Source organism: Pseudomonas sp. YQ_5 (assembly GCF_043103305.1).
Taxonomy (GTDB): Bacteria; Pseudomonadota; Gammaproteobacteria; order Pseudomonadales; family Pseudomonadaceae; genus Aquipseudomonas; species Aquipseudomonas putida_Y.
Genome location: NZ_JBICJS010000083.1, coordinates 18,998 through 41,696 on the forward strand (window position 1 = coordinate 18,998; position 22,699 = coordinate 41,696).

At 62.7% G+C, this 22,699-nt stretch carries 26 protein-coding genes; 14 read left to right on the forward strand and 12 right to left on the reverse strand.

The features are described 5' to 3' along the window. Positions 1 to 167 precede the first annotated feature (167 nt). The 3 genes from ACF8EA_RS19330 to ACF8EA_RS19340 all read left to right on the forward strand — a co-directional run bounded on the left by ACF8EA_RS19330 (position 168) and on the right by ACF8EA_RS19340 (position 2,808). Entirely contained in the window at positions 168 to 857 is a 690-nt protein-coding gene (locus tag ACF8EA_RS19330) for a crotonase/enoyl-CoA hydratase family protein (protein ID WP_028698250.1), read from the forward strand. A gap of 198 nt (positions 858 to 1,055) precedes the next feature. Continuing rightward, a complete protein-coding gene (locus ACF8EA_RS19335; protein ID WP_021783099.1) occupies positions 1,056 to 1,769 on the forward strand; it encodes a 1-acyl-sn-glycerol-3-phosphate acyltransferase in 714 nt (237 codons plus the stop codon). Positions 1,770 to 1,836: 67 nt separating this feature from the next. Continuing rightward, positions 1,837 to 2,808: a magnesium and cobalt transport protein CorA gene (locus ACF8EA_RS19340; RefSeq protein WP_084852262.1), complete on the forward strand. Its 972-nt coding sequence runs from the start codon at positions 1,837 to 1,839 to the stop codon at positions 2,806 to 2,808. 101 nt (positions 2,809 to 2,909) lie between these two features. Here the strand turns inward: ACF8EA_RS19340 and ACF8EA_RS19345 are convergent, their stop codons facing one another. Next, the gene (locus ACF8EA_RS19345; protein ID WP_135192782.1) at positions 2,910 to 3,644 is read right to left on the reverse strand and encodes an amidotransferase; all 735 of its coding nucleotides are present in this window, start codon (positions 3,642 to 3,644) and stop codon (positions 2,910 to 2,912) included. A gap of 527 nt (positions 3,645 to 4,171) precedes the next feature. Here ACF8EA_RS19345 and ACF8EA_RS19350 point away from each other — a divergent pair. Beyond that, positions 4,172 to 4,972 (forward strand): c-type cytochrome, encoded by an 801-nt coding sequence (locus tag ACF8EA_RS19350; RefSeq protein WP_392522994.1) that lies wholly within the window; start codon positions 4,172 to 4,174, stop codon positions 4,970 to 4,972. A 45-nt stretch (positions 4,973 to 5,017) separates the two neighbouring features. On the opposite strand, the gene ACF8EA_RS19355 is transcribed toward ACF8EA_RS19350, so the two are convergent. From ACF8EA_RS19355 to ACF8EA_RS19370, 4 genes are all read right to left on the reverse strand, one after another. Continuing rightward, the gene (locus tag ACF8EA_RS19355) at positions 5,018 to 5,350 is read right to left on the reverse strand and encodes a ribonuclease E inhibitor RraB (protein WP_003252824.1); all 333 of its coding nucleotides are present in this window, start codon (positions 5,348 to 5,350) and stop codon (positions 5,018 to 5,020) included. A 177-nt stretch (positions 5,351 to 5,527) separates the two neighbouring features. Further along, positions 5,528 to 5,764, reverse strand: a complete 237-nt coding sequence (locus ACF8EA_RS19360) for a hypothetical protein (protein WP_021783096.1) — start codon at positions 5,762 to 5,764, stop codon at positions 5,528 to 5,530. Between the two features lie 206 nt (positions 5,765 to 5,970). Further along, on the reverse strand, positions 5,971 to 8,028 hold the full coding sequence (locus tag ACF8EA_RS19365; protein WP_103469284.1) for an LTA synthase family protein: 2,058 nt from the start codon (positions 8,026 to 8,028) through the stop codon (positions 5,971 to 5,973). 139 nt (positions 8,029 to 8,167) lie between these two features. Beyond that, positions 8,168 to 8,359: a PLDc N-terminal domain-containing protein gene (locus tag ACF8EA_RS19370; protein ID WP_003252818.1), complete on the reverse strand. Its 192-nt coding sequence runs from the start codon at positions 8,357 to 8,359 to the stop codon at positions 8,168 to 8,170. 125 nt (positions 8,360 to 8,484) lie between these two features. Here ACF8EA_RS19370 and ACF8EA_RS19375 point away from each other — a divergent pair, with 125 nt between their 5' ends. Next, positions 8,485 to 9,423 carry a ZIP family metal transporter gene (locus tag ACF8EA_RS19375; RefSeq protein WP_392522996.1) on the forward strand — a complete coding sequence of 313 codons (939 nt, stop codon included), beginning with the start codon at positions 8,485 to 8,487 and terminating at the stop codon, positions 9,421 to 9,423. A 123-nt stretch (positions 9,424 to 9,546) separates the two neighbouring features. Here the strand turns inward: ACF8EA_RS19375 and ACF8EA_RS19380 are convergent, their stop codons facing one another. Together ACF8EA_RS19380 and ACF8EA_RS19385 are read right to left on the reverse strand one after the other, a co-directional pair. After that, entirely contained in the window at positions 9,547 to 10,077 is a 531-nt protein-coding gene (locus tag ACF8EA_RS19380) for a hypothetical protein (RefSeq protein WP_028698247.1), read from the reverse strand. A gap of 60 nt (positions 10,078 to 10,137) precedes the next feature. After that, positions 10,138 to 10,662: an ankyrin repeat domain-containing protein gene (locus ACF8EA_RS19385; protein WP_021783092.1), complete on the reverse strand. Its 525-nt coding sequence runs from the start codon at positions 10,660 to 10,662 to the stop codon at positions 10,138 to 10,140. Positions 10,663 to 10,928: 266 nt separating this feature from the next. Between ACF8EA_RS19385 and ACF8EA_RS19390 the strand changes: the two genes are divergently transcribed. Continuing rightward, positions 10,929 to 11,201 (forward strand): DUF3509 domain-containing protein, encoded by a 273-nt coding sequence (locus ACF8EA_RS19390; protein WP_021783091.1) that lies wholly within the window; start codon positions 10,929 to 10,931, stop codon positions 11,199 to 11,201. 155 nt (positions 11,202 to 11,356) lie between these two features. On the opposite strand, the gene ACF8EA_RS19395 is transcribed toward ACF8EA_RS19390, so the two are convergent. From ACF8EA_RS19395 to aroC, 3 genes are all read right to left on the reverse strand, one after another. After that, entirely contained in the window at positions 11,357 to 11,893 is a 537-nt protein-coding gene (locus tag ACF8EA_RS19395; RefSeq protein ID WP_392522998.1) for an oxidase, read from the reverse strand. Then, positions 11,893 to 13,047, reverse strand: coding sequence for an MFS transporter (locus ACF8EA_RS19400; RefSeq protein WP_392523000.1), 1,155 nt, complete (start codon positions 13,045 to 13,047; stop codon positions 11,893 to 11,895). The genes ACF8EA_RS19395 and ACF8EA_RS19400 overlap by 1 nt, the downstream gene beginning before the upstream one ends. A 69-nt stretch (positions 13,048 to 13,116) precedes the next feature. Further along, positions 13,117 to 14,208, reverse strand: a complete 1,092-nt coding sequence (gene aroC, locus ACF8EA_RS19405; protein ID WP_392523001.1) for a chorismate synthase — start codon at positions 14,206 to 14,208, stop codon at positions 13,117 to 13,119. 235 nt (positions 14,209 to 14,443) lie between these two features. Between aroC and ACF8EA_RS19410 the strand changes: the two genes are divergently transcribed. Then, entirely contained in the window at positions 14,444 to 15,406 is a 963-nt protein-coding gene (locus tag ACF8EA_RS19410) for an alpha/beta hydrolase (protein ID WP_053870500.1), read from the forward strand. 65 nt (positions 15,407 to 15,471) lie between these two features. Further along, positions 15,472 to 16,254 carry a hypothetical protein gene (locus tag ACF8EA_RS19415; protein WP_021783086.1) on the forward strand — a complete coding sequence of 261 codons (783 nt, stop codon included), beginning with the start codon at positions 15,472 to 15,474 and terminating at the stop codon, positions 16,252 to 16,254. Between the two features lie 230 nt (positions 16,255 to 16,484). Here the strand turns inward: ACF8EA_RS19415 and prmB are convergent, their stop codons facing one another. Continuing rightward, the gene (gene prmB / locus ACF8EA_RS19420; protein ID WP_021783085.1) at positions 16,485 to 17,393 is read right to left on the reverse strand and encodes a 50S ribosomal protein L3 N(5)-glutamine methyltransferase; all 909 of its coding nucleotides are present in this window, start codon (positions 17,391 to 17,393) and stop codon (positions 16,485 to 16,487) included. Positions 17,394 to 17,574: 181 nt separating this feature from the next. On the opposite strand from prmB, the gene ACF8EA_RS19425 reads away from it, so the two are divergent. The 5 genes from ACF8EA_RS19425 to ACF8EA_RS19445 all read left to right on the forward strand — a co-directional run bounded on the left by ACF8EA_RS19425 (position 17,575) and on the right by ACF8EA_RS19445 (position 20,353). After that, complete coding sequence (locus ACF8EA_RS19425) at positions 17,575 to 18,165, forward strand: cysteine hydrolase family protein (protein ID WP_021783084.1); 591 nt, start codon at positions 17,575 to 17,577, stop codon at positions 18,163 to 18,165. 85 nt (positions 18,166 to 18,250) lie between these two features. Further along, a complete protein-coding gene (locus ACF8EA_RS19430) occupies positions 18,251 to 18,571 on the forward strand; it encodes a hypothetical protein (protein ID WP_021783083.1) in 321 nt (106 codons plus the stop codon). 174 nt (positions 18,572 to 18,745) lie between these two features. After that, a complete protein-coding gene (locus ACF8EA_RS19435) occupies positions 18,746 to 19,306 on the forward strand; it encodes a Smr/MutS family protein (RefSeq protein ID WP_003252791.1) in 561 nt (186 codons plus the stop codon). Positions 19,307 to 19,376: 70 nt separating this feature from the next. After that, positions 19,377 to 19,922 carry a GTP cyclohydrolase I FolE gene (gene folE / locus ACF8EA_RS19440; protein ID WP_003252789.1) on the forward strand — a complete coding sequence of 182 codons (546 nt, stop codon included), beginning with the start codon at positions 19,377 to 19,379 and terminating at the stop codon, positions 19,920 to 19,922. Between the two features lie 59 nt (positions 19,923 to 19,981). Then, positions 19,982 to 20,353 carry a glutaredoxin gene (locus tag ACF8EA_RS19445; protein WP_021783081.1) on the forward strand — a complete coding sequence of 124 codons (372 nt, stop codon included), beginning with the start codon at positions 19,982 to 19,984 and terminating at the stop codon, positions 20,351 to 20,353. A 196-nt stretch (positions 20,354 to 20,549) separates the two neighbouring features. On the opposite strand, the gene ACF8EA_RS19450 is transcribed toward ACF8EA_RS19445, so the two are convergent. Next, entirely contained in the window at positions 20,550 to 21,152 is a 603-nt protein-coding gene (locus tag ACF8EA_RS19450; RefSeq protein WP_021783080.1) for a glutathione S-transferase family protein, read from the reverse strand. A gap of 144 nt (positions 21,153 to 21,296) precedes the next feature. Between ACF8EA_RS19450 and ACF8EA_RS19455 the strand changes: the two genes are divergently transcribed. Further along, positions 21,297 to 22,487, forward strand: coding sequence for a benzoate/H(+) symporter BenE family transporter (locus tag ACF8EA_RS19455; protein ID WP_021783079.1), 1,191 nt, complete (start codon positions 21,297 to 21,299; stop codon positions 22,485 to 22,487). Positions 22,488 to 22,699: the final 212 nt, after the last annotated feature.

Genomic DNA, 22,699 nt, shown 5'->3' on the forward strand with positions numbered 1-22,699 from the left:
TGCGCTAATTTAGTGAAAGACTTTCCCTTTGGCAAGCATTTTTTTCAATTTTTTCATGTATTTGCACTTGGGCTGCCGTGAGCGCTGACCGACCAGTCAGCCTTGCTGCTTTACCTCGCCCCTGGCGCTGGGTAACGTCGTCGCCACGCCAACAAAAGGACTCTGCCATGAGCGAGCTGATTACCTACCACGCCGAAGACGGCATCGCCACCCTTACCCTGAACAACGGCAAGGTCAATGCCATCTCGCCGGACGTCATCACTGCCTTCAATGCAGCGCTGGACCGCGCTACCGAGGAGCGTGCAGTAGTGATCATCACCGGGCAGCCGGGCATTCTGTCGGGCGGTTACGACCTCAAGGTAATGACCAGCGGCCCCAAAGAGGCCATCAGCCTGGTCACCGCCGGCTCCACCCTCGCCCGCCGGCTGCTGTCGCACCCGTTCCCGGTGGTGGTCGCCTGCCCGGGCAATGCCGTGGCCAAGGGCGCCTTCCTGCTGCTGTCGGCCGACTACCGCATTGGCGTCGAAGGGCCGTACAAGGTATGCCTGAACGAAGTGCAAATCGGCATGACCATGCACCACGCCGGTATTGAACTGGCCCGCGACCGCCTGCGACGCTCGGCCTTCCACCGCTCGGTGATCAACGCCGAAGTGTTTGACCCGCAGGGTGCAGTGGATGCCGGCTTCCTCGACAAGGTGGTACCGGCCGAGCAGTTGCAGGAAGCGGCAATGACCGCAGCGCGGGAGCTGAAGAAGCTGAACATGCTGGCGCACAAGAACACTAAGCTGAAAGTGCGCAAAGGGCTGCTGGAGGCGCTGGACAAGGCGATCGAGCTGGACCAGCAGCATATGGGCTAGCGGCACGGCCCCTTCGCGGGCAAGCCCGCGCCTGCACATCCGCCCTCTACGCGGGGAAATCCGTAATTCAACGGGCATACGCAACCTGTGCAGGAGCGGGCTTGCCCGCGAAAGGGCCGGAACAGGCCTGCACCAAGGTTTGCCCCAACCAGTGCACACCCGTACACTGCCCGGCGACTGTCTGGTGTGAGTCGTACCATGCTTTATTCATTGCGTATGTTCCTGCTGGGGCTGCATTTTCTTGCCGTTGGCGTCGTGGGCCTGATCATTGGCCTGTGCCGCCCCTTCAACCCTGACAACAGCCGCGTTTTCGCCCGGCTCTACAGCTTGCCGGCCACCTGGCTGATGCGCATCAAGGTCAAGGCCGAAGTCGGCCCATTGTGGGACCACCCGCCCGGCTGTGTGATCGTGGCCAACCACCAGTCCAACTTCGACCTGTTCGTGCTGGGCCAAGTGGTGCCACAACGCACCGTCGCCATCGGCAAGAAGAGCCTGGGCTGGATCCCGCTGTTCGGCCAATTGTTCTGGCTGGGGGGCAACGTGCTGGTCGACCGCAAGAATGCCTATCAGGCGCGCAAGGCCATACAGAAGACCACCCGGGTTCTGCAGGACGACACCTCGATCTGGATTTTCCCCGAAGGCACCCGCAATGCCGGCGAGCATTTGCTGGCGTTCAAGAAAGGCGCATTTCATATGGCGATCGAAGCCGGTGTGCCGATCGTGCCGGTCTGCGTCAGCCGCTATGCCAGGCGCCTGAGCCTGAACAGCTGGCGTCAGCGCACGGTGATAGTGCGCTCGCTGCCACCCATTGCCACGACGGGCATGACGCCGCAGGATCTGCCAGCGCTGATCGAGCAGTGCCGGGGGCAAATGCAGCAGTGCATTGACCGCATGGAAAAAGAACTGGCCTGATCCGGGTTGCTCTGGCGCCGGGTACAGCCCAAGCTGTATCCGTGTTCAACCGAATAAGCGGACAACCATGGGTCGAGTCGTGGCATCGGCGGTGTACAGCGCCGGCAGAAAGGTCACCAACATCAGCATCGACGAAGGCAGCGAGTGGGCGCGCAAGCCGGGGCATTTCGTGTGGATCGGCCTGGAAGAGCCCAATGCCGAGGAACTGGCCAACCTGCAGTCCCAGTTCAACCTGCACGAACTGGCCATCGAAGATGCCCTGGAAAAACACAGCCGGCCCAAGCTGGAAACCTTCGGTGACGCGTTGTTCATCGTCACCTACTCGCCCGTGCGCCACGAAGGCAAGCTGGAATTCATCGAAACCCATATCTTCGCGGGCAACGGCTACATCATCACCTGCCGCAACGGCCACTCCAAGTCCTACGCCATGGTCCGCCAGCGCTGCGAGGCCCGGCCCCTGCTGCTGGAACATGGCGAAGACTTCGTGCTGTACGCCCTGCTCGACTTCGTCACCGAGAACTACCAGCCGGTCAGCGAGGCCATTCATGGCGAGATCGAAGAGCTGGAGGAAAGCGTACTGGGCGGCTCGCTGCAGGAAGACGACATCCGCCGCCTGCACAGCCTGCGCCGCGACATCCTGCGCCTGCGCCGCTACGTGGCGCCCATGGTTGAAGTGAGCGAAGAACTGCAGCGCCTGAGCTTCCCGTTCATCGACAAGAACATGCGCCCGTACTTTCGTGATGTGCAGATTCACGTGACACGGCAGATGGAAGACCTGGCCGGCATCCGCGACATTGCCAGCCAGACCATCGAGATCGGCATGCTGCTGGAGTCGTCACGGCAAAGCATCGTGCAGCGCAAATTCGCGGCCTGGGCGGCGATTCTGGCGTTCCCTACGGCGATTGCCGGGGTGTACGGTATGAACTTCCAGAACATGCCAGAGCTGAGCTGGCACTACGGTTACTTCGCGGTACTGGGGGTGATTGCGACGGGGTGCGCCGGGTTGTATGCCAGCTTCAAGAAATCGGGTTGGCTTTGATGGCCTCTTCGCGGGCGCGCCCGCTCCCACAGGTTGCTCACAATTTTCAGCATTGTGCGCAACCTGTGGGAGCGGGGGTGCCCGCGAAGGGTTGCAACCGATTATGCGGCGCTGTCGCCGGCCTTTGACGGCTGCTGGATAAACCGCAACATCCACTCCCCTACCAGATCGCCCTGGTGCTCGGTGGCCAGGCTGGCTATGGCCTTGTGGTACACCTCGTCACCCAGGTATTCCTGGCGCGCATCGAGCAGTGCGCGGGAGTAGTCGTGCACGAACTCCGGGTGGCCCTGGAAGCACAGCACCTGGTCGCGAATGTGGTACGCCGCATTCGGGCAGAAATCGCTGGAGGCGATCACCGTGGCGCCTTCCGGCAGCTCGGTCACCTGGTCCTGGTGACTGATCAGCAAGGTCAGCTCCGACACCTCCGGGTCCATCCACGGCGCATGCGCCGCCAACGAGTAGCGATGGATACCCACGCCCCAGCCTTGCTCGGCCCGCTCGGCCTTGCCACCCAGGGTCAAGGCCAGCAACTGATGGCCAAAACACACGCCCAGCAGCTTCTCACCACGCTCGTACAACTTGAGCAGGTAGGCCTTGAGGGTCTGGATCCACGGATCGGTACCGAACGAATCGGCCTTGCTGCCCGTCACAAGGTAGGCATCGAACTTTTCACTGTCGGCGGGATAGTCGCCGTGCATCACGTTGTAAACACAAAATTCGGCGGCAATCGGCTGACGCGAAAAGAGCTGCTCGAACATCCTGCCGTAGCCCTGATATTGCGCCGTCAACTCCGGTCGCAGGACATCGGTTTCAAGGATGCAGATGCGTAACGACATAGGGGTAGTCCTGAACGACATGGGTGGGAATCTGCTGTAGAGACTGCCGCGAAAGGCACGTACAAGCAAGTAGGCTGCGCTGACGAACGGTCACATTTCGTCGGTGCGTGCCTGGCACTTGCGCCAGTGTCTAGATAGAGCATGCCAGCTGGCTGGCACTTGGCCTCATAGCCAAAAGAAATGTTTTTACCAAGCATTTAGAACAAAGGGTTCTCAAGCATGGATAACGCACACCCTACTGTTGGATGTATATCCACTTTCAAGAGGCAAGCAGTCAGGCGCCACGCAACGCCACTGTGATCGACCCGAAACGCGACAAGGAAGCCAACGGGTATTCAGGAATAACAACAAGAAGGCGGTCCGCCATGTTCAGACAATCGAAAATTCGCCAAGCTGGGCTCATTCTATTCGCCACTACATTGCTATTGATCTTGCCGAACCTTACACGTTTGTTTGGCTGACGGCGGCAGTGGCGCCAAGGGGCAACGCACAGGTAACCTGCTGGCCTTGATGGTCGGAGATTGCCTATGCGCCACTGCCTTGCCTTGCTAGCGTTGCTCCTGAGCCTGCCATTGTCGGCGGCGCAACTGCACCTTGAACTGGGCGCTACACCGCGCCAGTGGAGCAGCGCCGAACTGCTTGGCCATCCTGAGGCCCAGGATATCAGCATCGAACAGGACGTTTCCTACAAACGCCCTATGCGCTACCGGGCGGTGCCGCTGGCCACGCTGCTGGAAGGTGTGAGCGCGAGCGATCACCTGCAGGCCGTGGCGCTGGATGGCTTTGCCGCCGAAATGCCCGCTGCGGCATTGCTGCAGCCAGGGCCGGCAAGGGCCTGGTTGGCCGTGGAAGACTCAGGCAAACCGTGGCCGCCACTGGGTAAAGGCAAGCCAAGTGCCGGGCCGTTCTACCTGGTGTGGACTGCGCCGCAGGCCAGCGGCATCCGCCCTGAACAGTGGCCCTTCCAGATCGCCACCCTTCGCAAGCTGGCCCCGGTGCACCAGCGGTTTCCCGCACTGCTGCCCGACCCGAAGCTGCCGGCCGACAGCCCGGTGCACCAGGGCTTTGCCCTGTTCCAGCAGAACTGCCTGGTGTGCCACCGGTTGAACGGTGCGGGAGATGGGCAGGTGGGACCGGACTTGAATGTGCCGCATAACCCGACCGAGTATTTTCAGCCGGTTTATTTGCGCAAGTTGATACGGGACCCGCAGAGCCTGCGGCAGTGGCCGCAGGCGAAGATGCCGGGGTTTGCCGAAAGTGTGTTGAATGAGCAGGAACTGGATGCGCTGCTGGCCTATTTGGGGCACATGGCAACGCGTAAGCCTTGACGGCCTCTTCGCGGGTAAACCCGCGAAGGGGCCTACACAAAACTGTCAGGCCGTGAGCCGTTCGTGCTTGACGCCCCACCCTTCCACCTCACCCCCATACGGTGTCACCAACTGCTCGAAGGCCTCTTCAAAGTCGCCAATCCCCCCATGGGTGGCGTACATGACCTTGCTCAGTTCCAGGTGCCAGGCACCGTCGCCCAGCTCCTTCACCTGGGCATTGAGCGATTCCCCGCGAAACTGCCCGGCGGCACGACGGGCCCCTGCTTCGTCCGGGAATACGGCATAGAACTCGATGGGGTGGATTTGGGTGAAGTCGAAACCGCCTGCTTTCATCTGGCGCAGGACGTTGCTGCTGATATCGTCGTTCTGGCTGCTCATGAATCGTCCTCCTGAATAAAGCAATGGATAGACTTTCCGTGCACTACGCACCTGCCGGCATTGGCCGGGCAGTTCGAGCTGATGCAAGACGCGAATTATTGAGGCGGCGCCAACCCGCAGAACAGGCAGGCCCTCCACCAGCGTAGCGCCTGCCAAGGCAGCACGCAAACGTGTGGTTCAGGGTGCTTCGTGAATGCTGGTGATGGTCACACCACTGTGCTCTTTGAGCCAGCGAGCAGTCGGGGAGATGATACGGTCCTGGAAGTCGTTGAGGTCCAGCTCGTCCATCACCGGAAACAGGTGTGAGCGAATGGCCCGCGCAGCGTCTTCCTCGCTGGGGCAATGCTCGGCATGCAACAGCAATGCGGACGGTTCGCCCTTCTGGTCAGCAAAGATGACTTCCCACTCTTTCATTGAACGGACCCTCTCAGTCAACGAACACCAGGTGTGTGATGCCTGAATAACTGACCTTGGGGCGGGGAGAATGTTCAGTCCGGGAAGATTGTGCGGGGCCCATTCGCGGGCTTGCCCACTCCCACAGGGCCAGCACAAGGTTCGAACCCTGAGCAATGCCTGTGAGAGCGGGCAAGCCTGCGAAGGGGCCGCAACGCGGCCCCGGTTTACTTCTGCGTGCTGTGCACTGCGCCAGCGGTGTTATCCAGCAGGCTCTTGGTCGCAGTCTGGATATACGCTTCCAGCCTCTTGAGCATTTCCGGCTGGTCCGGGCTTTCGATCAGCTCAGCCTTGAACTCGCTGCCCAGCTGGTAGCGGTACATCCGCGGGCTCATGTCCTTGGACTCGATCAGGATACGGTCACCCTGCACCAGCCCGACGATCTGCTCGCTGCCCGACGGCTTGATCATGCCCACGCCCTGGTCACCCTCAGGCAGGTTGAGCAGGTCGCGCCCCCAGCACTGATGGCGCGTCTTGCCGCCCAGGCGCCCCATGATGGTCGGCACGATGTCAACCTGGGTACCCACGGTGTGGTTCACCGCCCCGAACTTCTCCTGAATGCCCGGGGCAATCAGCAGCAACGGCACGTTGAAACGGCCCAGGTCCAGCTCGGTAACCTGCTGGTGGTTGCCAAAGCCATGGTCACCGACGATGACGAACAGGGTGTCCTTGAAGTAAGGCTCTTTACGCGCCTTCTCGAAGAACTGGCCCAGCGCCCAGTCCGAATAACGCATGGCGGTCAGGTGCTCGTCCAGACGGCCCTGGCCGGTAACCTTCTCTACCGGCAAGTCCTTCGGCAGCGCATATGGCGTGTGGTTGGACAGCGTCTGCAGCAGCGCGTAGATCGGCTTCTTGCCATCATGTTTGGCCAACTCTTCGTTGCCGCGGTCGAACATGTCCTGGTCGGACACACCCCAGGTCGGGTCGGAGAACACCGGGTTGACGAAGTCATTACGGCCGATGAAGGTGGTCATCCCCTGGTTGCCAAAGAACCCGGACTGGTTATCCCAGGCAAAGTCGCCGTTGTAGACATACACGTCGTCGTAGTCACGGGCGCCGAGCAGGGCTGGCAGGCCCGACAGCTTATGGCCGCCTTCCGGGGTCTGCATCAGGTATTCGAAACCTGGCAGGTTGGGGAAGCAGGCCATGGTGGCGAACATGCCCTGGTGGGTATGGGTGCCGTTGGAGAAGAAGCGGTCGAACAGCAGGCCTTCTTTGGCCAGCTTGTCGAAGTACGGGGTGATGTTGTTGGGGCTGCCCAGCGCACCTACCGAGTGGCCGGCGAAGCTTTCCATCAGGATCACCACCACGTTCTTGATCGGCAGCGTCCGGTCAGCCGGCGGCACAAAGTCGCGACGGATAGCGGCTTCGTCGGCATCGACCAGTGTGTCGTTGGCCGTCAGCAGTTGCTCACGCACACTTTGCGTGGCCACGTCCTGCTCCAGCACTGGCTTCCAGATGTTGGCACGGTCCTCGCTGAAGCGGCTCTTGGCGGCGTCGATCAGGGTCAGGGTACCGTTCAGGCCCAGCTGGTTGACGAAGTTGGAGTCAGTGGTAAAGGCATCACCCCAGCGCATCGGCGGGCCCTGGCGCAGGGTGCCACGGGCAGCGACCACGGCCACCAGCAAGATCACCATGAATACCGCCAGGCGCTTGTACCACGGGGCAACGCGGTACAGGCCTTCGGCTCGGGTAGCGCGATCGATACCTTTGAACAGCAGGCTCAGCAGCCAGGTACCGAGGGCCCAGGCCAGCAGGTAGCGCACCACCGGGAAACCGTACCAGAGCATGCTCATGACGGTTTTAGGGTCTTCCTGGATGTACTGGAACACCAGGCCATTGAGGCGCTGGTGGAACTCGCGGTAAAAGTCCATTTCCATCAGGCCGAGGAACATCACCACGCTCGAAGCGAGGGTCAGCCAGAAACGGAACACACCACGCCGGGCCATGGCCCAGGGGCTGAGCATGGCCAGCAGCAGTGGGATGCTGATGTACACCACCACCCGCAGGTCGAAGCGCAAGCCGTTGAGGAAGCCTTCGGCGACAGTCGCATAAGGGGTATCGCCGACCATGTCGTTGTTGTAGGCCAGCAGCGCCAGGCGCACGAGGCTGAGCATCAGCATGATCACCAGGCCGCTGAGCAGCGTGTAGGCCAGGTGGGATTTCAGGGTCGGCGAAAACGACGTTCGCGCGCCCTGGTGCTTCAAGGCGTCCGTGTTAGCCATGAATGGGAAGGTCCTAGGATTGCGGTTTGCGAAGAGGCGATGGCGCTAGACCAACGCAGCATTATGCGGGTGCGGATTCTGTTTAAACCCATGTGAAAATTTTGTCACGGCCCTATTTCTGGCTATGTCAGTAACGCGCCTAGAGCCGCACATTCCCCCGCGGCCCGGCAATCGCCCAGATCACCAACCCCACCACCGGCAGCAGTGCGATCAACAAGATCCACAACACCTTGATGCCCACCTCGCTGCCACTCTTGATCACGTTGAGAATGGCCCAGATATCCAGTGCCAGAATGATCAGCCCGACCAGGCTGTTGAAGGTAGATCCCATGTCTGAATTCCTGTCAGAGGCTTTGCTGCACAGCATAGTCAGCTATCGCGCCGATAGAAGGGAATCCTTGGCGGATGTCGCGGGTCCTTCGTTAGACTGACTGCATTCATTGATTCGAGGTTCGCATGCTCCCTGCCCACAGCCAAAGCGCCGCCCCATCCTCACTGCTGCAGGCCTGGCGCCAGCAGGTCACCGATACCCCCTGGCTCAGCGCCGGCCTGGGGCTGAGCCTGCTGGCGGTGTGCGTGCTGCTGGCCGCCAGCCTCTGGAACGCGGTGAACGGCGACCATGCCGACAACCTGCACCTGGCCATGCTGGGCGGGTTGTCCGGCTTTGGCGCCACTGCGCTGGGCGCGGTGCTGGCAGTGGTGCTGCGCGATGTCAACGCGCGCACCCAGGACGTGATGCTGGGCTTTGCTGCCGGCATGATGCTGGCCGCCAGCTCGTTTTCGCTGATTCTGCCGGGCCTGGAGGCTGCCCGCGAGATCACGGGCAACGGCCCGGCCGCCGCGTTTACCGTGGTGCTGGGCATGGGCCTGGGTGTGCTGCTGATGCTGGGCCTGGACCGCTTCACCCCGCATGAACACGAAAGCACCGGCCCGTGCGGGCCCGAAGCCGAGCGCATCAGCCGGGTGTGGTTGTTCGTGCTGGCGATAACCCTGCACAACCTGCCTGAAGGCATGGCGATTGGCGTGAGCTTTGCCAATGGCGACATGAACATCGGCCTGCCTCTGACCAGTGCCATCGCCATTCAGGACATCCCCGAAGGGCTGGCCGTGGCGCTGGCCTTGCGCGCCACGGGGCTTTCGAACCTCAAGGCGGCGTTGGTGGCGATTGGGTCGGGCCTGATGGAGCCGCTAGGGGCGGTGATCGGGCTGGGGATTTCTACCGGCTTTGCCCTCGCCTACCCGATCAGCATGGGGCTGGCGGCAGGGGCGATGATCTTTGTGGTCAGCCACGAGGTGATCCCCGAAACCCACCGCAATGGGCACCAGACAGCGGCGACCCTGGGGTTGATGGGCGGGTTTGCGGTGATGATGTTTCTCGACACTGCGCTGGGCTGAAGATTGATGTTTCGTGAGCCGGCCTCTTCGCGGGCTCGCCCGCTCCCACAGGGTTATCACAGGGCCTGATGCGGTGGAGTACCTGTGGGAGCGGGCATGCCCGCGAACAAGCAATTACTGGTATCAGATGTGGACGGCGACTTTCAAAGCCTCCAGCGCCGGCTCGACCTTGATGCCCAGCTCTGCGCCCAGCTCCATTACCCGCGCCAGGTCCTGCTGCCCCACCATGACCATCTGCAGTTCGTCATCCAGCAACTGGCTGAAGTTGAGCAGCACATAACCACCCGCCTCCTTGTTCAGCGCGCCCATCTGCACCTGAATGCGGTTGAGCGCAGTCAGTGGTTCGGTACGGGCCAACTGCTTGGGCTTGAGGGTAAACGGCACGCTGTTGTCGAACGAGTCGCTGATCTGCTGGAACAGGTCCTGGTAGCTGTCGGCCTGGAACACCACGGTATCCGGCAGGCTGCCGAGCACCACCCATTCGCCCAAGGGAATCGGGAAAGTGTCGTCGTAGTTGATGTCGGGGTTGGCGGCCAGGAAGGCGACAGGGTCGGCGTAGGCCTGGGCGGCCTCGTCGGCAATACGCTCGATGTCTGCCTCACGCATGCAGCCGGCGCCAATGAGGCTGATGAATTCGAGCAACTGAGTTTTCATGAATGGGGGCCTGCGACGGGTGAAAAGTCGCCAAGGATAGCCGCAAATGCCCCCTGGCGGTTAGCCGGCCAGCGTTTGCAGGCGCGCGGCGGTGTCTGCTGCACCCATGGTTTGCGCCGCCATCAGGGCGGTGATGCCGCGGGCATCCTGGTGCGCCGGGTTGGCCCCTTGTGCCAGCAGGTAGTCGAGGATTTCGCTGCGATTGAACATGGCCGCCAACATCAGCGCGGTGCGACCGTCCTGCGCGGCGGCATCCACCGGCACGCCATGCTCCACCAACAGGCGAATCATCGCCAGGTCCCCTTTGAATGCGGCACCGGCAATCGGCAACTGGCCATTGTCGTTGGCAATCAGCGGGTCGGCACCTTGCGCCAGCAGCACGCGCACCGCCTCGTGGTGGCCGTGGTAGCTGGCCAGCATCAGCAAGGTATCGCCCTTGTGGTTACGCAGGTTGGCCGGCAGGCCGCTGGCAAGCAGGCGCCCGAGCATGTCGGCATCGCCCTGGCGGGCACGCTCGAACACCTGCTCGGCGAACGCGGCGGTTTCGTCATCGGTCATGGTAGCGGGTGCGGTCTGGCTGGGCATAGGGAACCTCCTGGCATAATTGATGGACCAAGTGTTCGTCAGGCATGCCAGGGCGGTCAAAGGTTCAGATTCTATCGGGCCGATAGGCACTGGCTGACCCGTGCAAAATGCACTGTGCAAAATGCACGACCATGCAGCTTGCACGATACCGCTTCTGCAAATTCTCCGTAACAGCCCGTATTTATTGGATTTTTCGCCAAACAGGATTCTGGCACGGTCACTGCAACCATCAACTCATGTCTGCCACACACCAGCCAGGAGTTGATATGGACCTCATCCAGCAAAAGTTCGCCTCGGTATTTTCGGCCTATCAGGTGAATACCCAAGCCCGGCCCGATGGCGGTGTACTGCTTACCTTGCGCGCAGCGGATGGCAAGGTTACCCGCCGGGTGCTGACCTATGGGCAACTGCACAGTGCCGAACAGCTGTCCTGGGCGATCAGTGCCATCCGTCGTGACCTGGCTGAAGAGGCCAGCGAGTTGCCGGTGATCTCGATGCTGCAGAGCCAGCAGCGGTTTGCCTTGCCGACTTACCGCTGAGGGGTGTATTGCCTGAACTGGCCTCTTCGCGGGTGAACCCGCTCCTACATTGACTGCGCGATGCCTAAGGGCGGCGCAACATTGACTGTGCGATGCCTAAGGGCGGCGCCACCGCTGTAGGAGCGGGTTCACCCGCGAAGAGGCCGGCAATGCCATTACAACTCGTCGATCCCCAGAAACGCCCGCGCCGTTACATCCCCGGTAAACCGCGCCTGCATGCCCTGCTCGCTGCCGTACAAGCGAAACGCCAGGCAAAACGGTGCATCCCCCAGCTCAACCCAGCGCCGCGTCCCGGCCGGCACCAGCAGCTGGTCACCTTTCTCGCACAGCACCGAATACACCCAGTCGCCCAACCGCAGGCCAATCTGCGCCCGCCCGCTGACCACGGCGAACAGCTCGTCGGCCTCGTGCACATGTTCATCACGCACATCGACCTGTGCCGGGTCTTCACCGTCGCGGTTGAGCAACGCGAAGGCCTTGCTGCCATGCGCCGTCATCAACTCATCCAGATACACGCGGCAAGCATCCAGCACCTCGTCCTGGGCCGCGCCCGGGCGCACCCGCAGGCCAGGTTCGGCGTGCACAAAGCGCACGCCCTGTTCAGCCAAGGTGGCAGCGATATCGTCGTGGTGAGTCAGCACCTTGTTCGGCAGTTCCGGGCTGGCGGGGTGGAAAACGCTGAGAATGCTCATCAGGGGCGGGTCCTGGTCGGTTGCGAACAAAGGGCAATGATAACGGCTGCGGCCAGGGCTGCGGCACTGGCCATACCAAAGGTGAAGGTGGGGCCCAGCAGCTTCCAGCTGTAGCCTGAGTACAGCGCCCCCAGCGCACCGCCGGTACCCGACAGCGCTGCGTAAAGCGCCTGGCCCTGGCCCTGCTGGCGGGCGCCGAAGCTGGCCTGGACGAATGCGATGCTGGCGGCATGGAAGCAGCCGAAGGTGGCCGCATGCAGCAGCTGGGCGAAGATCAGTACTGTCGGCTCCTGGGCCAGGTTGCCCAGCAGCAGCCAGCGCAATGTTGCCAGCAGGAAGCTGACCAACAGTACACGCTGCACGCTGAAACGGGCGAACAGGCGGCTCATGACCATGAACATCAGCACCTCGGCCACCACCCCAAGCGCCCAGAGCAGGCCGATGGCACCGCGCGTGTAGCCCAAGTGCTCCAGGTGCAAGGTAAGGAAGGTGTAGTACGGCCCGTGGCTGAGCTGCATCAGTGCCACGCACACGTAGAACGCGATCACCCCCGGGGCGCGCAACTGCTGCAGGAAGCCCCCCGCGCCGCTGCGCCCGCCCTTTTCCACCGGCTGCGCATTGGGCACCCACAGGCTGGCGGCGACGATACCGGCCATGATCGTGACCAGTGCCACGGGGTAGATGTCCAGGCTCAACCACTCGAACAAGCGGCCCAGGCCGACCACGGTGAGGATGAAACCGATCGAACCCCACAGACGTACCTGGCTGTAGCGCGACGTCTGCCCGTGCAGGTGGGCCAGGGTAATGACCTCGAACTGCGGCAGCACCGCATGCCAGAAGAACGCGTGCAGGGCCATCACCAGCGCCAGCCAGGCGTAACTTTTGCCGAAGAAAATCAGGGCGAAGGTGGCCAGGGTGCACAGCGCGCCAAGGCGTACGATCAACAGGCGCTGGCCCGTGCGGTCGCCCAGCCAGCCCCACAGGTTGGGGGCCACGCAGCGCATCAGCATGGGAATGGCCACCAGCTCGCCGATGCGCGCCGGGGAGAAGCCCAGGTGGTCGAAGTACAGCGCCAGGAAAGGTGCGGTGGAGCCCAGCAGGGCGAAGTAGAACAGGTAGAAGCTGGACAGGCGCCAGTAGGGAATGGGTTGCATGGGATGGCCTTGTGGGACCTGTGCCGGCCGCTTCGCGGGTTTAGCCGCGAAGTGGCCGGCGCAGGCAAATCAGAGCTGGCCCAGCACCGGGGTAGCGACCTTCACCTCGGCATTCTGCGCGCGGTGGCGCAGCAGGTGGTCCATCAACGCGATGGCCATCATCGCCTCGGCAATCGGTGTGGCGCGGATGCCCACGCACGGGTCGTGGCGGCCTTTGGTGATGACGTCCACCGGGTTGCCATCGACATCAATCGAGCGGCCCGGGGTGGTGATGCTGGAAGTGGGCTTCAGTGCCAGGTGGGCAACGATCGGCTGGCCCGAGGAAATACCGCCCAGAATGCCGCCTGCATTGTTGCTGAGGAAGCCGTCCGGGGTCAGTTCGTCCCGGTGCTCGGTGCCGCGCTGGGCCACACTGGCGAAGCCGGCGCCGATCTCCACGCCCTTGACCGCGTTGATGCTCATCAGCGCATGAGCCAGCTCTGCATCCAGGCGGTCGAAGATCGGCTCGCCCAGGCCGGGCATCACGCCTTCCGCAACCACGGTGATCTTGGCGCCCACCGAGTCCTGGTCGCGGCGCAGCTGGTCCATGTAGGCCTCCAGCTCAGGTAGTTTGTCCGGGTCGGGGCTGAAGAAGGCGTTCTGCTCCACCGACTCCCAAGATTTGAACGGGATTTCGATCGGGCCCAACTGGCTCATGTAGCCACGCACGGTGATGCCCTGGGTGGCCAGGAACTTCTTGGCGATAGCACCGGCAGCCACGCGCATGGCGGTTTCACGGGCCGAGCTGCGGCCGCCGCCGCGGTAGTCGCGGATACCATACTTGTGGTGGTAGGTGTAGTCGGCGTGGGCCGGGCGGAACAGGTCCTTGATGGCCGAGTAGTCCTTGGACTTCTGGTCGGTGTTGCGGATCAGCAGGCCGATCGAGCAGCCGGTGGTGCGGCCTTCGAACACGCCGGAAAGGATTTCTACCTCGTCGGCTTCCTGGCGCTGGGTGGTGTGCCGGCTGGTGCCGGGCTTGCGCCGGTCAAGGTCGTGCTGCAGGTCGGCGAGGGAGATTTCCAGGCCCGGTGGGCATCCATCGACAATGGCGACCAACGCCGGGCCATGGCTCTCGCCAGCGGTGGTGACAGTGAACAGCTTGCCGTAGGTATTGCCGGACATGGACGCTCCGCGAGTTCTGCCTGAAATGGACGAAAGCAGCAGTATACAGATGGTTTGATCGCCTGTGCGGGCCTCTTCGCGGGCACGCCCGCCCCCACAGGATCACCACAGATCCAAATGCTGTGAAATACCTGTGGGAGCGGGCGTGCCCGCGAAAGGGCCGAACCTGCAATTCGCCCCCCAGAACCTTCCTGCAAACATTGGGTCAAACCCACATCTCCCCAGGTAGTACCGCATGATGTCGCGCCTCGTCGCCTTGCTCTTCCTGCTGTGCACCGGCCTGGCCCAGGCCGCCGCCCCCACTGTGCTGCAACGCCCGATCGACCTGGACACCGGCCAGGGCGTGCTGCATGGCAGCCTGCTGCTGCCGCAACAGGCCACCCCGCCGCCAGTGGTGCTGATCATTGCCGGCTCCGGCCCCACCGACCGCGACGGCAACAACCCGGCCTCCGGCAAGGTCGACAACCTCAAGCGCCTGGCCCTGTTGCTGGCCAACGAGCACATTGCCAGCGTGCGTTACGACAAACGCGGCGTGGCCGCCAGCCAGCCGGCCACGCCTGACGAGCGTGACCTCAGCGTGGAGCGCTATGTGGCCGATGTGGTCGCCTGGAGCCGCAAGCTCAAAGCCGACCCGCGCTTCGGCCCACTGATCCTGATTGGCCACAGCGAAGGCGCGCTGATTGCCAGCCTGGCCGCCGAGCAGGCAGGGGCCAGCGCGGTCATCACCCTGGCCGGCAGCGGCCGGCCGCTGGCCGAGGTACTGCGCGAACAACTGGCCAAGCGCCTGCCGCCGGCGCAACTGGCCGGTGGCAGTGCCCTGCTCGACCGCCTGCAGGCCGGGCAGACCAGCCTGGATGTGCCAGCGCCGCTGCGCCAGGTGTTTCGCCCCAGCGTGCAGCCATACCTGATTTCGCTGTTCCAGCAAAACCCGGCAGCCGCCTTTGCCCGCCTGCCCATGCCGGCACTGATCGTGCAGGGGCGCAATGACGTGCAGGTGGACGTGGCCGACGCCCAGCGGCTGAAAGCGGCCAAGCCAGATGCGCAACTGGTCCTGATCGATGGCATGAACCACATGCTGCGCATCAGCCCCAAGGGCATGAGCCAGCAGCGCGACAGCTACCTCAACCCCGAGCTACCGCTGGCGCGCGAACTGGGTGAGCGAATTGTGACATTCATCCAGCATTTGCCTGCGGCGTAAGTCAAACAGGCTCAGGTCTCGGGCATGCCTGCCGATACAGCAGGCATAGCTGAGGACAAGCCCTGATGACCACCGCCCCCACCGCCGTCGAGCCGGCCGAAGAACCCCAGGAAATCCCCGCCCTGCCTTGGGCCGAGCTGACCGCCGAACATTTCCAGCTGCTACGCCTGGCAGCACTGCCGACCGACCGCAGCACCGGCGCGCGGCCGCTGCGTTTTGTGCAGTTCGGCTATGCCGAGCGCCATGACAAGGCACACAGCCTGCTGCGCATGGAAATCCAGTTGCCCGGCCAGAAGGTGCACAAAGAGCAGAACCGCCTGGACATCCGCGTCGACCATGCCGAGCGTCTGGTGCGTATTGGCAATGAACATGGCCTGCAAGTGGAGCCCGTGAACCGCGGTATCGGCCGTTTCATGCTGGCCCAGGCCGCCCAGTGGTTGCAGCGCAAGTGGTCGCACTACCGGGTGGAAGGTATGGCGCTGCCTAGCAAGGACGCCCTGAACGAGGACTCACGCCTGCGCCGTGACCACTGCTTGCGCGGGGTCGGTATCGAGGTGGAGTACGAGGAAAACCAGCATCTGAAAGGCCGTACCGCGGACATGACGGTGGCCCAGCTCAAGGCTGTCTGGAACAGCGAGCGCCTGCAGCGGGTAGAGATTCTGGATGCCGCCAACCTGCTGCAGCAGGCGGACCAGCAACTGCAGGAAAAGGAAGGGCAACTGCGCGAGCGCGATGAGCGCGTGGCCAAATACCAGCGCGAAGACGGCGGATTGCGTTTCACCATTACCTGCCTGGTGGCGTTTGCCGTGTTCCAGGCAGGGCTGTTGATCTGGATTGCAACCCGCTAAGACCGCATCAGCCGGTGGAGTTTGGGGCCGCTTGGCGGCCCATCGCGACACAAGGCCCCACGAGGTATTGCTCAATTTCCAAAGCTGGCGCGATCCTTGTGGGAGCGGGCTTGCCCGCGAACACGGGCAAAGCCCGTGCCATCCACCGCGGTGTCTTCTTCGCGGGTAAACCCGCTCCCACACGGGATCACGCTTGTGTCGCGATGGGCTGCAAAGCAGCCGCAAATAGCCTAAACGCGGGCCTTGAACAATTCCTGATGCTGGCGGCACTGCTCGGCCGTGAGCATGAACACCCCGTGCCCGCCACGCTCGAATTCCAGCCAGGCAAAGTCCACCTCGGGGTACAACGCCTCGACATGCACCTGGCTGTTGCCCACTTCGACAATCAGCAAACCTTTCTCGGTCAGGTGGTCAGCCGCTTCGGCCAGCATCCGCCGTACCAGGTCCAGGCCGTCGCTGCCGCAGGCCAGGCCCAGTTCGGGCTCATGGTGGTACTCGGCCGGCATGTCGTCGAAGTCTTCGGCATCGACATACGGCGGGTTGGACAGGATCAGGTCGAAACGTTGCCCCGGCAAACCGCCAAAGCCGTCGCCCTGCACGGTGTACACACGACCGTCCAGGCCATGGCGCTCGATGTTCTGGTTGGCCACTTCAAGGGCCTGGAACGACAGGTCGGCCAACACCACCTCGGCCTCGGGGAACACGTCGGCGGCGACGATGCCGATGCAGCCCGACCCCGTGCACAGGTCCAAAATGCGCGCCGGGTCGCTGGCCAGCCACGGCTCGAAACGTTTTTCGATCAGCTCGCCAATGGGCGAACGCGGCACCAACACCCGTTCGTCGACGATGAACGACATGCCGCAGAACCAGGCCTCGCCCAGCAGGTAGGCGGCCGGCACACGCTCTTCGATACGGCGTTTGAGCAGGTGCTGCAGGCGTACCCGCTCGTCGTCCTCGAGCATGCAGTCCAGGTAGCTGTCGGCCACCTCCCATGGCAAGTGCACGGCACCGAGCACCAGCATGCGGGCCTCGTCCCAGGCGTTGTCGGCACCGTGACCGAAGAACAGGTCATGCTCGTGGAAGCGGCTGACCGCCCAGCGGATGTAGTCGCGCAGCGTGCGCAGACGGGATGTGATCACGGGGTACTCCTATTTTCAGACCGGACAAAAGTCTAACAGCCCCACCCGCACATTTGTTCCTTTGCCTTGCCCAAAGGCTAGCCACAGGCCAGTAACCATGCCGCTTGCGTTGTCAACCATTCCCATTGGCGCCAAGGCAGGGGAGAATAGGTATACAAAAGCCCTATCCAAGGAGCCCTTGATGTCCGTTCCAACCACGATGTTTCGCCTCACTGGCCGCGACTATCCGCCGGCCAAGCTGAGCCACGCCAGCCTGATCATCATCGATGCACAAAAGGAGTACCTCAGTGGTCCCCTGAAGCTGTCGGGCATGGACGAGGCTGTGGCCAACATCGCCAGGTTGCTCGACGCCGCACGTAAAAGCGGCCGTCCGATCATCCATGTTCGCCACCTGGGCACTGTCGGGGGCCGCTTCGACCCCCAGGGGCCGGCTGGCGAGTTCATTCCGGGGCTGGAGCCGCTGGAAGGTGAAATCGTCATCGAAAAGCGCATGCCCAACGCGTTCAAGAACACCAAGCTGCATGAAACATTGCAGGAGCTGGGCCACCTTGACCTGATCGTCTGTGGTTTCATGAGCCACTCCAGCGTCAGCACCACCGTTCGCCGCGCCAAGGACTATGGTTATCGGTGCACCCTGGTAGAAGACGCGTCGGCAACCCGCGACCTGGCATTCAAGGACGGTGTCATTCCGGCCGCACAGATTCACCAGTGCGAAATGGCCGTGATGGCTGACAACTTCGCTTGCGTGGCCCCCACCGCCAGCCTCATCTGAGCGGCTTGCAGGACCGCCCGGCAGCCGGGCGGAACCCGATGGGCAGCAGCAGGTCGAATTCCGGATATCCACCGAGGAGAGCGGAATGAAGCTTAAAGGCAGTTTCGACGCCAAGCGCCTGCGCCCGCGCGAACCGCGTAACTGGGGCGCCCGCCTGGCGGCCGGCCTGTCGGCCCTGCTGGCGACGCTGGGCGTGTTGCTGGCCATGGCCGGCGCCGCCGGCCTGCTGGGCAACTACCCTGCCCTGCAGGAACTCAACACCAACAAGCCACTGTCCAGCATCCTCACCGTGGCTGGCTTGTTGCTGCTGTGGCTGGGCGTGCGTTTCTGGCGGCGCAGCCGTATCCGCTTGCGCCGCGGGCGGGAGCTGAACCTTTCGCCGCACCTGATGAAGAAGCACGATTGATGGTTTTGCGTAACCTGTGCGGGCCTCATCGCGGGTAAACCCGCTCCTACAGGTGCCCGGCCGCCTTCAGGCTCTGTGATATCCCTGCAGGAGCGGGTTCACCCGCGAAGAGGCCCGCACAGGCTGCACACGGCCCCACAGTCGCGTAAACTACGTCGCCTACGTGGAGGCATCATGCAAGACGACGATTTTTCCCTGTTCAAGGCCGAAGTGCGCGGCGTAAAGCCGATCAGCCACGACCGTGCCGACGTCGGCAAGCCCAAGGCCGACCGCCAGAAGCTGGCCGGCCTGCGCCAGGCAGCGACCGTGCGCAGTGACAAGGCTTTGGTCATCGATGGCATGTCCGACCAGTTCGTCATCGACGTCGGCGCCGAAGACGAGCTGATGTGGCGCCGCGATGGCGTGCAGGAAGGCCAGCTGCGCAAGCTGAAGCTGGGGCAGATTCCATTCGAGGGCAGCCTCGACCTGCACGGCATGACGGTGGAAAAGGCCCGCGAAACCTTGTGGGACTTCATCGCCGAAGCCACCAAACTGGAGGTGCGCTGCGTGCGGGTGACCCACGGCAAGGCCGCGCGCCTGGACGGCAAGCGCCCAATGATCAAAAGCCACGTCAACACCTGGCTGCGCCAGCACCCGCAAGTGCTCGGTTTTGCCTCGTGCAGTGCCCGCCACGGCGGCACTGGCGCTGTGTATGTGATGCTGAAGCGAACCATGCTCGAAGGGCGCGACGAGTAACGCCGCGCTTGCAGCGCCGCCCTCACCGCCGTACCCTTCGTTTTTGCGATTTTTTCCCACAGGTAGATCCATGTCCCTGGAACAGAACTACACCGAGATCCTCAGCCAGATTGGCGAGGACGTCTCCCGTGAGGGCCTGCTCGACACGCCCAAGCGGGCTGCAAAGGCGATGAAGTACCTTTGCCGCGGTTATGAGCAAACACTGGAAGAAGTCACCAACAACGCTTTGTTCAGCTCTGACAACAGCGAAATGGTGCTGGTCCGGGACATCGAACTGTATTCGATGTGCGAACACCACATGCTGCCGTTCATTGGCAAGGCACACGTTGCCTACCTGCCAAAGGGCAAGGTACTGGGCCTGTCGAAGGTGGCACGTATCGTCGACATGTACGCCCGCCGCCTGCAGATCCAGGAAAACCTCAGCCGCCAGATCGCCGAAGCCGTGCAGCAGGTAACCGGTGCCGCAGGCGTGGCCGTGGTGGTCGAAGCCAAGCACATGTGCATGATGATGCGCGGTGTCGAGAAGCAGAATTCCACCATGATCACCTCGGTGATGCTGGGTGAGTTCCGCGATAACGCCGCCACCCGTAGCGAGTTCCTCAGCCTGATCAAGTGATTGGTTGCTGGCCCCAAGCCGACCCCTCAGGGTCGGCTTTTGCATTTCAGGAGTTGTCCATGATCGTCAAAGCCCTGCGGGTTGGCCTCGGCCAGCTCATCGTGTTCGGTGACTGGATCAGCCGCCCGGCCAAGCGCAAGCGCGACGCCGCCGCCCAGGCCCGCATCGAGCAAGCAGCCAAGGGGCTGGCGCTGTACCAGTTCCACGCCTGCCCATTCTGCGTCAAAACCCGCCGCACCCTGCACCGGTTGAACGTGCCGGTGGCGCTGCGCGATGCCAAGAACGACCCGCTGCACCGCCAGGCCCTGCAAGAAGGTGGCGGCCGGGTGAAAGTGCCATGCCTGCGCATTGAAGAAGCCGGTAAGGTGACCTGGATGTATGAGTCCAAGGCAATCATTGCTTACCTGGATGAGCGGTTTGCCGCCATCTGACTGACGCAGCAGATCCCTGTGGGAGCGGGCGAGCCCGCGAAGCAGACACCGCGGTGGTTGGCACGGGCTGCGCCCGTGTTCGCGGGCACGCCCGCTCCCACAAGGGTTGCGCAAGCGCATGGAAAACGCGGTCCCTGCGATACGCGATCCCTGTGGGAGCGGGCTTGCCCGCGAAGGGGCCGTTACAGGATGAAGATCAACCCACCATCGGCACATGCCGAGGGTGGCTGCTGACCCGCTCCAGCCAGGCCCTTACCGCCGGGTACTCTGCCAGGTCGAACCCGCCCTGCTGCGCCACATGGGTGTAGGCATACAACGCCACATCGGCAATCGAGTACTGCTCACCCACCAGGTAAGGCGTCATCTGCAACTGTCGCTCCATCACCCTCAGCGCCTTGTAGCCGCCCTTGTGCAACTTGCGGTACTCGTCCAGGCGCTCGTCCGGCAGCCCCAGGTAGAACTGGATGAACCGCGCCACGGCAATGTACGGCTCATGGCTGTACTGTTCGAAAAACTGCCACTGCAGCACCTGGGTACGCAGACGCGGCTCGCTGGGCAGGAACTCGCTGCCATCGGCCAGGTAGTTGAGAATGGCGTTGGACTCCCACAGGTAGCTACCGTCTTCCAGTTCCAGCACCGGTACCTTGCCGTTGGGGTTCATCGCCAGAAACTCGGGCGTTTCGGTCTCGCCCTTGAGAATGTCCACCGGGTGCCATTCATATGGCCGGCCCAGCAGGCTCAACATCAGCTTGACCTTGTAACAGTTACCCGACTGGTAGTCGCCATAGACCTTGTACATCGACCCTCCCTGCAAAGCAGTTTCGCAATTGCGCCCAATATTTGGCGACTGTACGGCTAAAAGCAATGGCCGCTGTATGGCAAGGATCAACCTTGCTCGCTGTAGTCTGAAAAAACTGCTTACACCTTTACAAGGATTTTGTTCATGACCGATGCCACTTCCGCACGCCTGCGGCCCCTGGCAGACACCTCCCCGTCGGCGGTGGTCGCCGGCTTCATTGCCATGCTCACCGGCTATACCAGTTCGCTGGTGCTGATGTTTCAGGCCGGTCAGGCGGCCGGGCTGACCACCGCGCAGATTTCGTCATGGATCTGGGCGCTGTCGATTGGCATGGCGGTGTGCAGCATCGGCCTGTCGCTACGCTACCGCACACCGATCACCATCGCCTGGTCCACCCCTGGCGCGGCGCTGCTGATCACCAGCCTGGGCGGGGTCAGCTATGGCGAGGCCATTGGTGCCTACATTACCTGCGCCTTGCTGGTGCTGGTGTGCGGCCTGACCGGCAGCTTCGAGCGCCTGGTCAAACGCATCCCGGCCTCGCTGGCCTCGGCCTTGCTGGCGGGCATCCTGTTCAAGATTGGCAGCGAAATCTTCGTGGCCGCGCAGCATCGCACGCTGCTGGTGCTGGGCATGTTCTTCAGCTACCTGCTGGTCAAGCGCCTGTCGCCGCGTTATTGCGTGCTGGCGGCACTGCTGGTGGGCACTGCGTTGTCTGGTGCACTGGGCCTGCTGGACTTCAGCGGCTTCCACCTGGAAGTGGCCAAGCCGGTGTGGACCACGCCAAGCTTCTCGCTGGCAGCAACCATCAGCATCGGCATTCCGCTGTTCGTGGTGGCCATGACCTCACAGAACATGCCCGGCGTGGCCGTCCTGCGTGCCGACGGCTACCAGGTGCCGGCCTCGCCGCTGATCTCGGCCACCGGCTTTGCCTCGCTGGTGCTGGCGCCGTTCGGCTCGCATGGGGTCAACCTGGCTGCGATCAGCGCGGCGATCTGCACCGGACCGCATGCCCATGAAGACCCGAACAAACGTTACACCGCAGCAGTGTGGTGCGGGATTTTCTACGGCATTGCCGGGGTGTTCGGAGCCACCTTGGCGGCACTGTTCGCGGCATTGCCGAAAGAGCTGGTGCTGTCGATTGCGGCACTGGCGCTGTTTGGTTCGATCATGAACGGTTTGACCGTGGCCATGAGCGAAGCGCGCGAGCGGGAGGCAGCGGTGATCACCTTCATGGTGACTGCTTCGGGGCTGACCTTGTTCTCGATTGGTTCGGCGTTCTGGGGGATTGTGGCGGGGGTGTTGGCCTTGATGATTCTTGGGCCGCGTAGGGTATGATGGTAGAGGTAGGGTATGACGGTAGAGTGGTGTTGATGGTAGAGGTAGGGTATGGCGGTAGAGTGGTGTTGATGGTAGAGGTAGGGTATGGCGGTAGAGCGGTGTTGATGGTGAGATCGAGCGCCGCCCGCGCGGCGCATCGCGAGCTGCGCTCGCTCCTACGTTTGTTTTTGGCCAGTAACGCCTGTGGCAGGCGCGCGCGACCGCCTTGC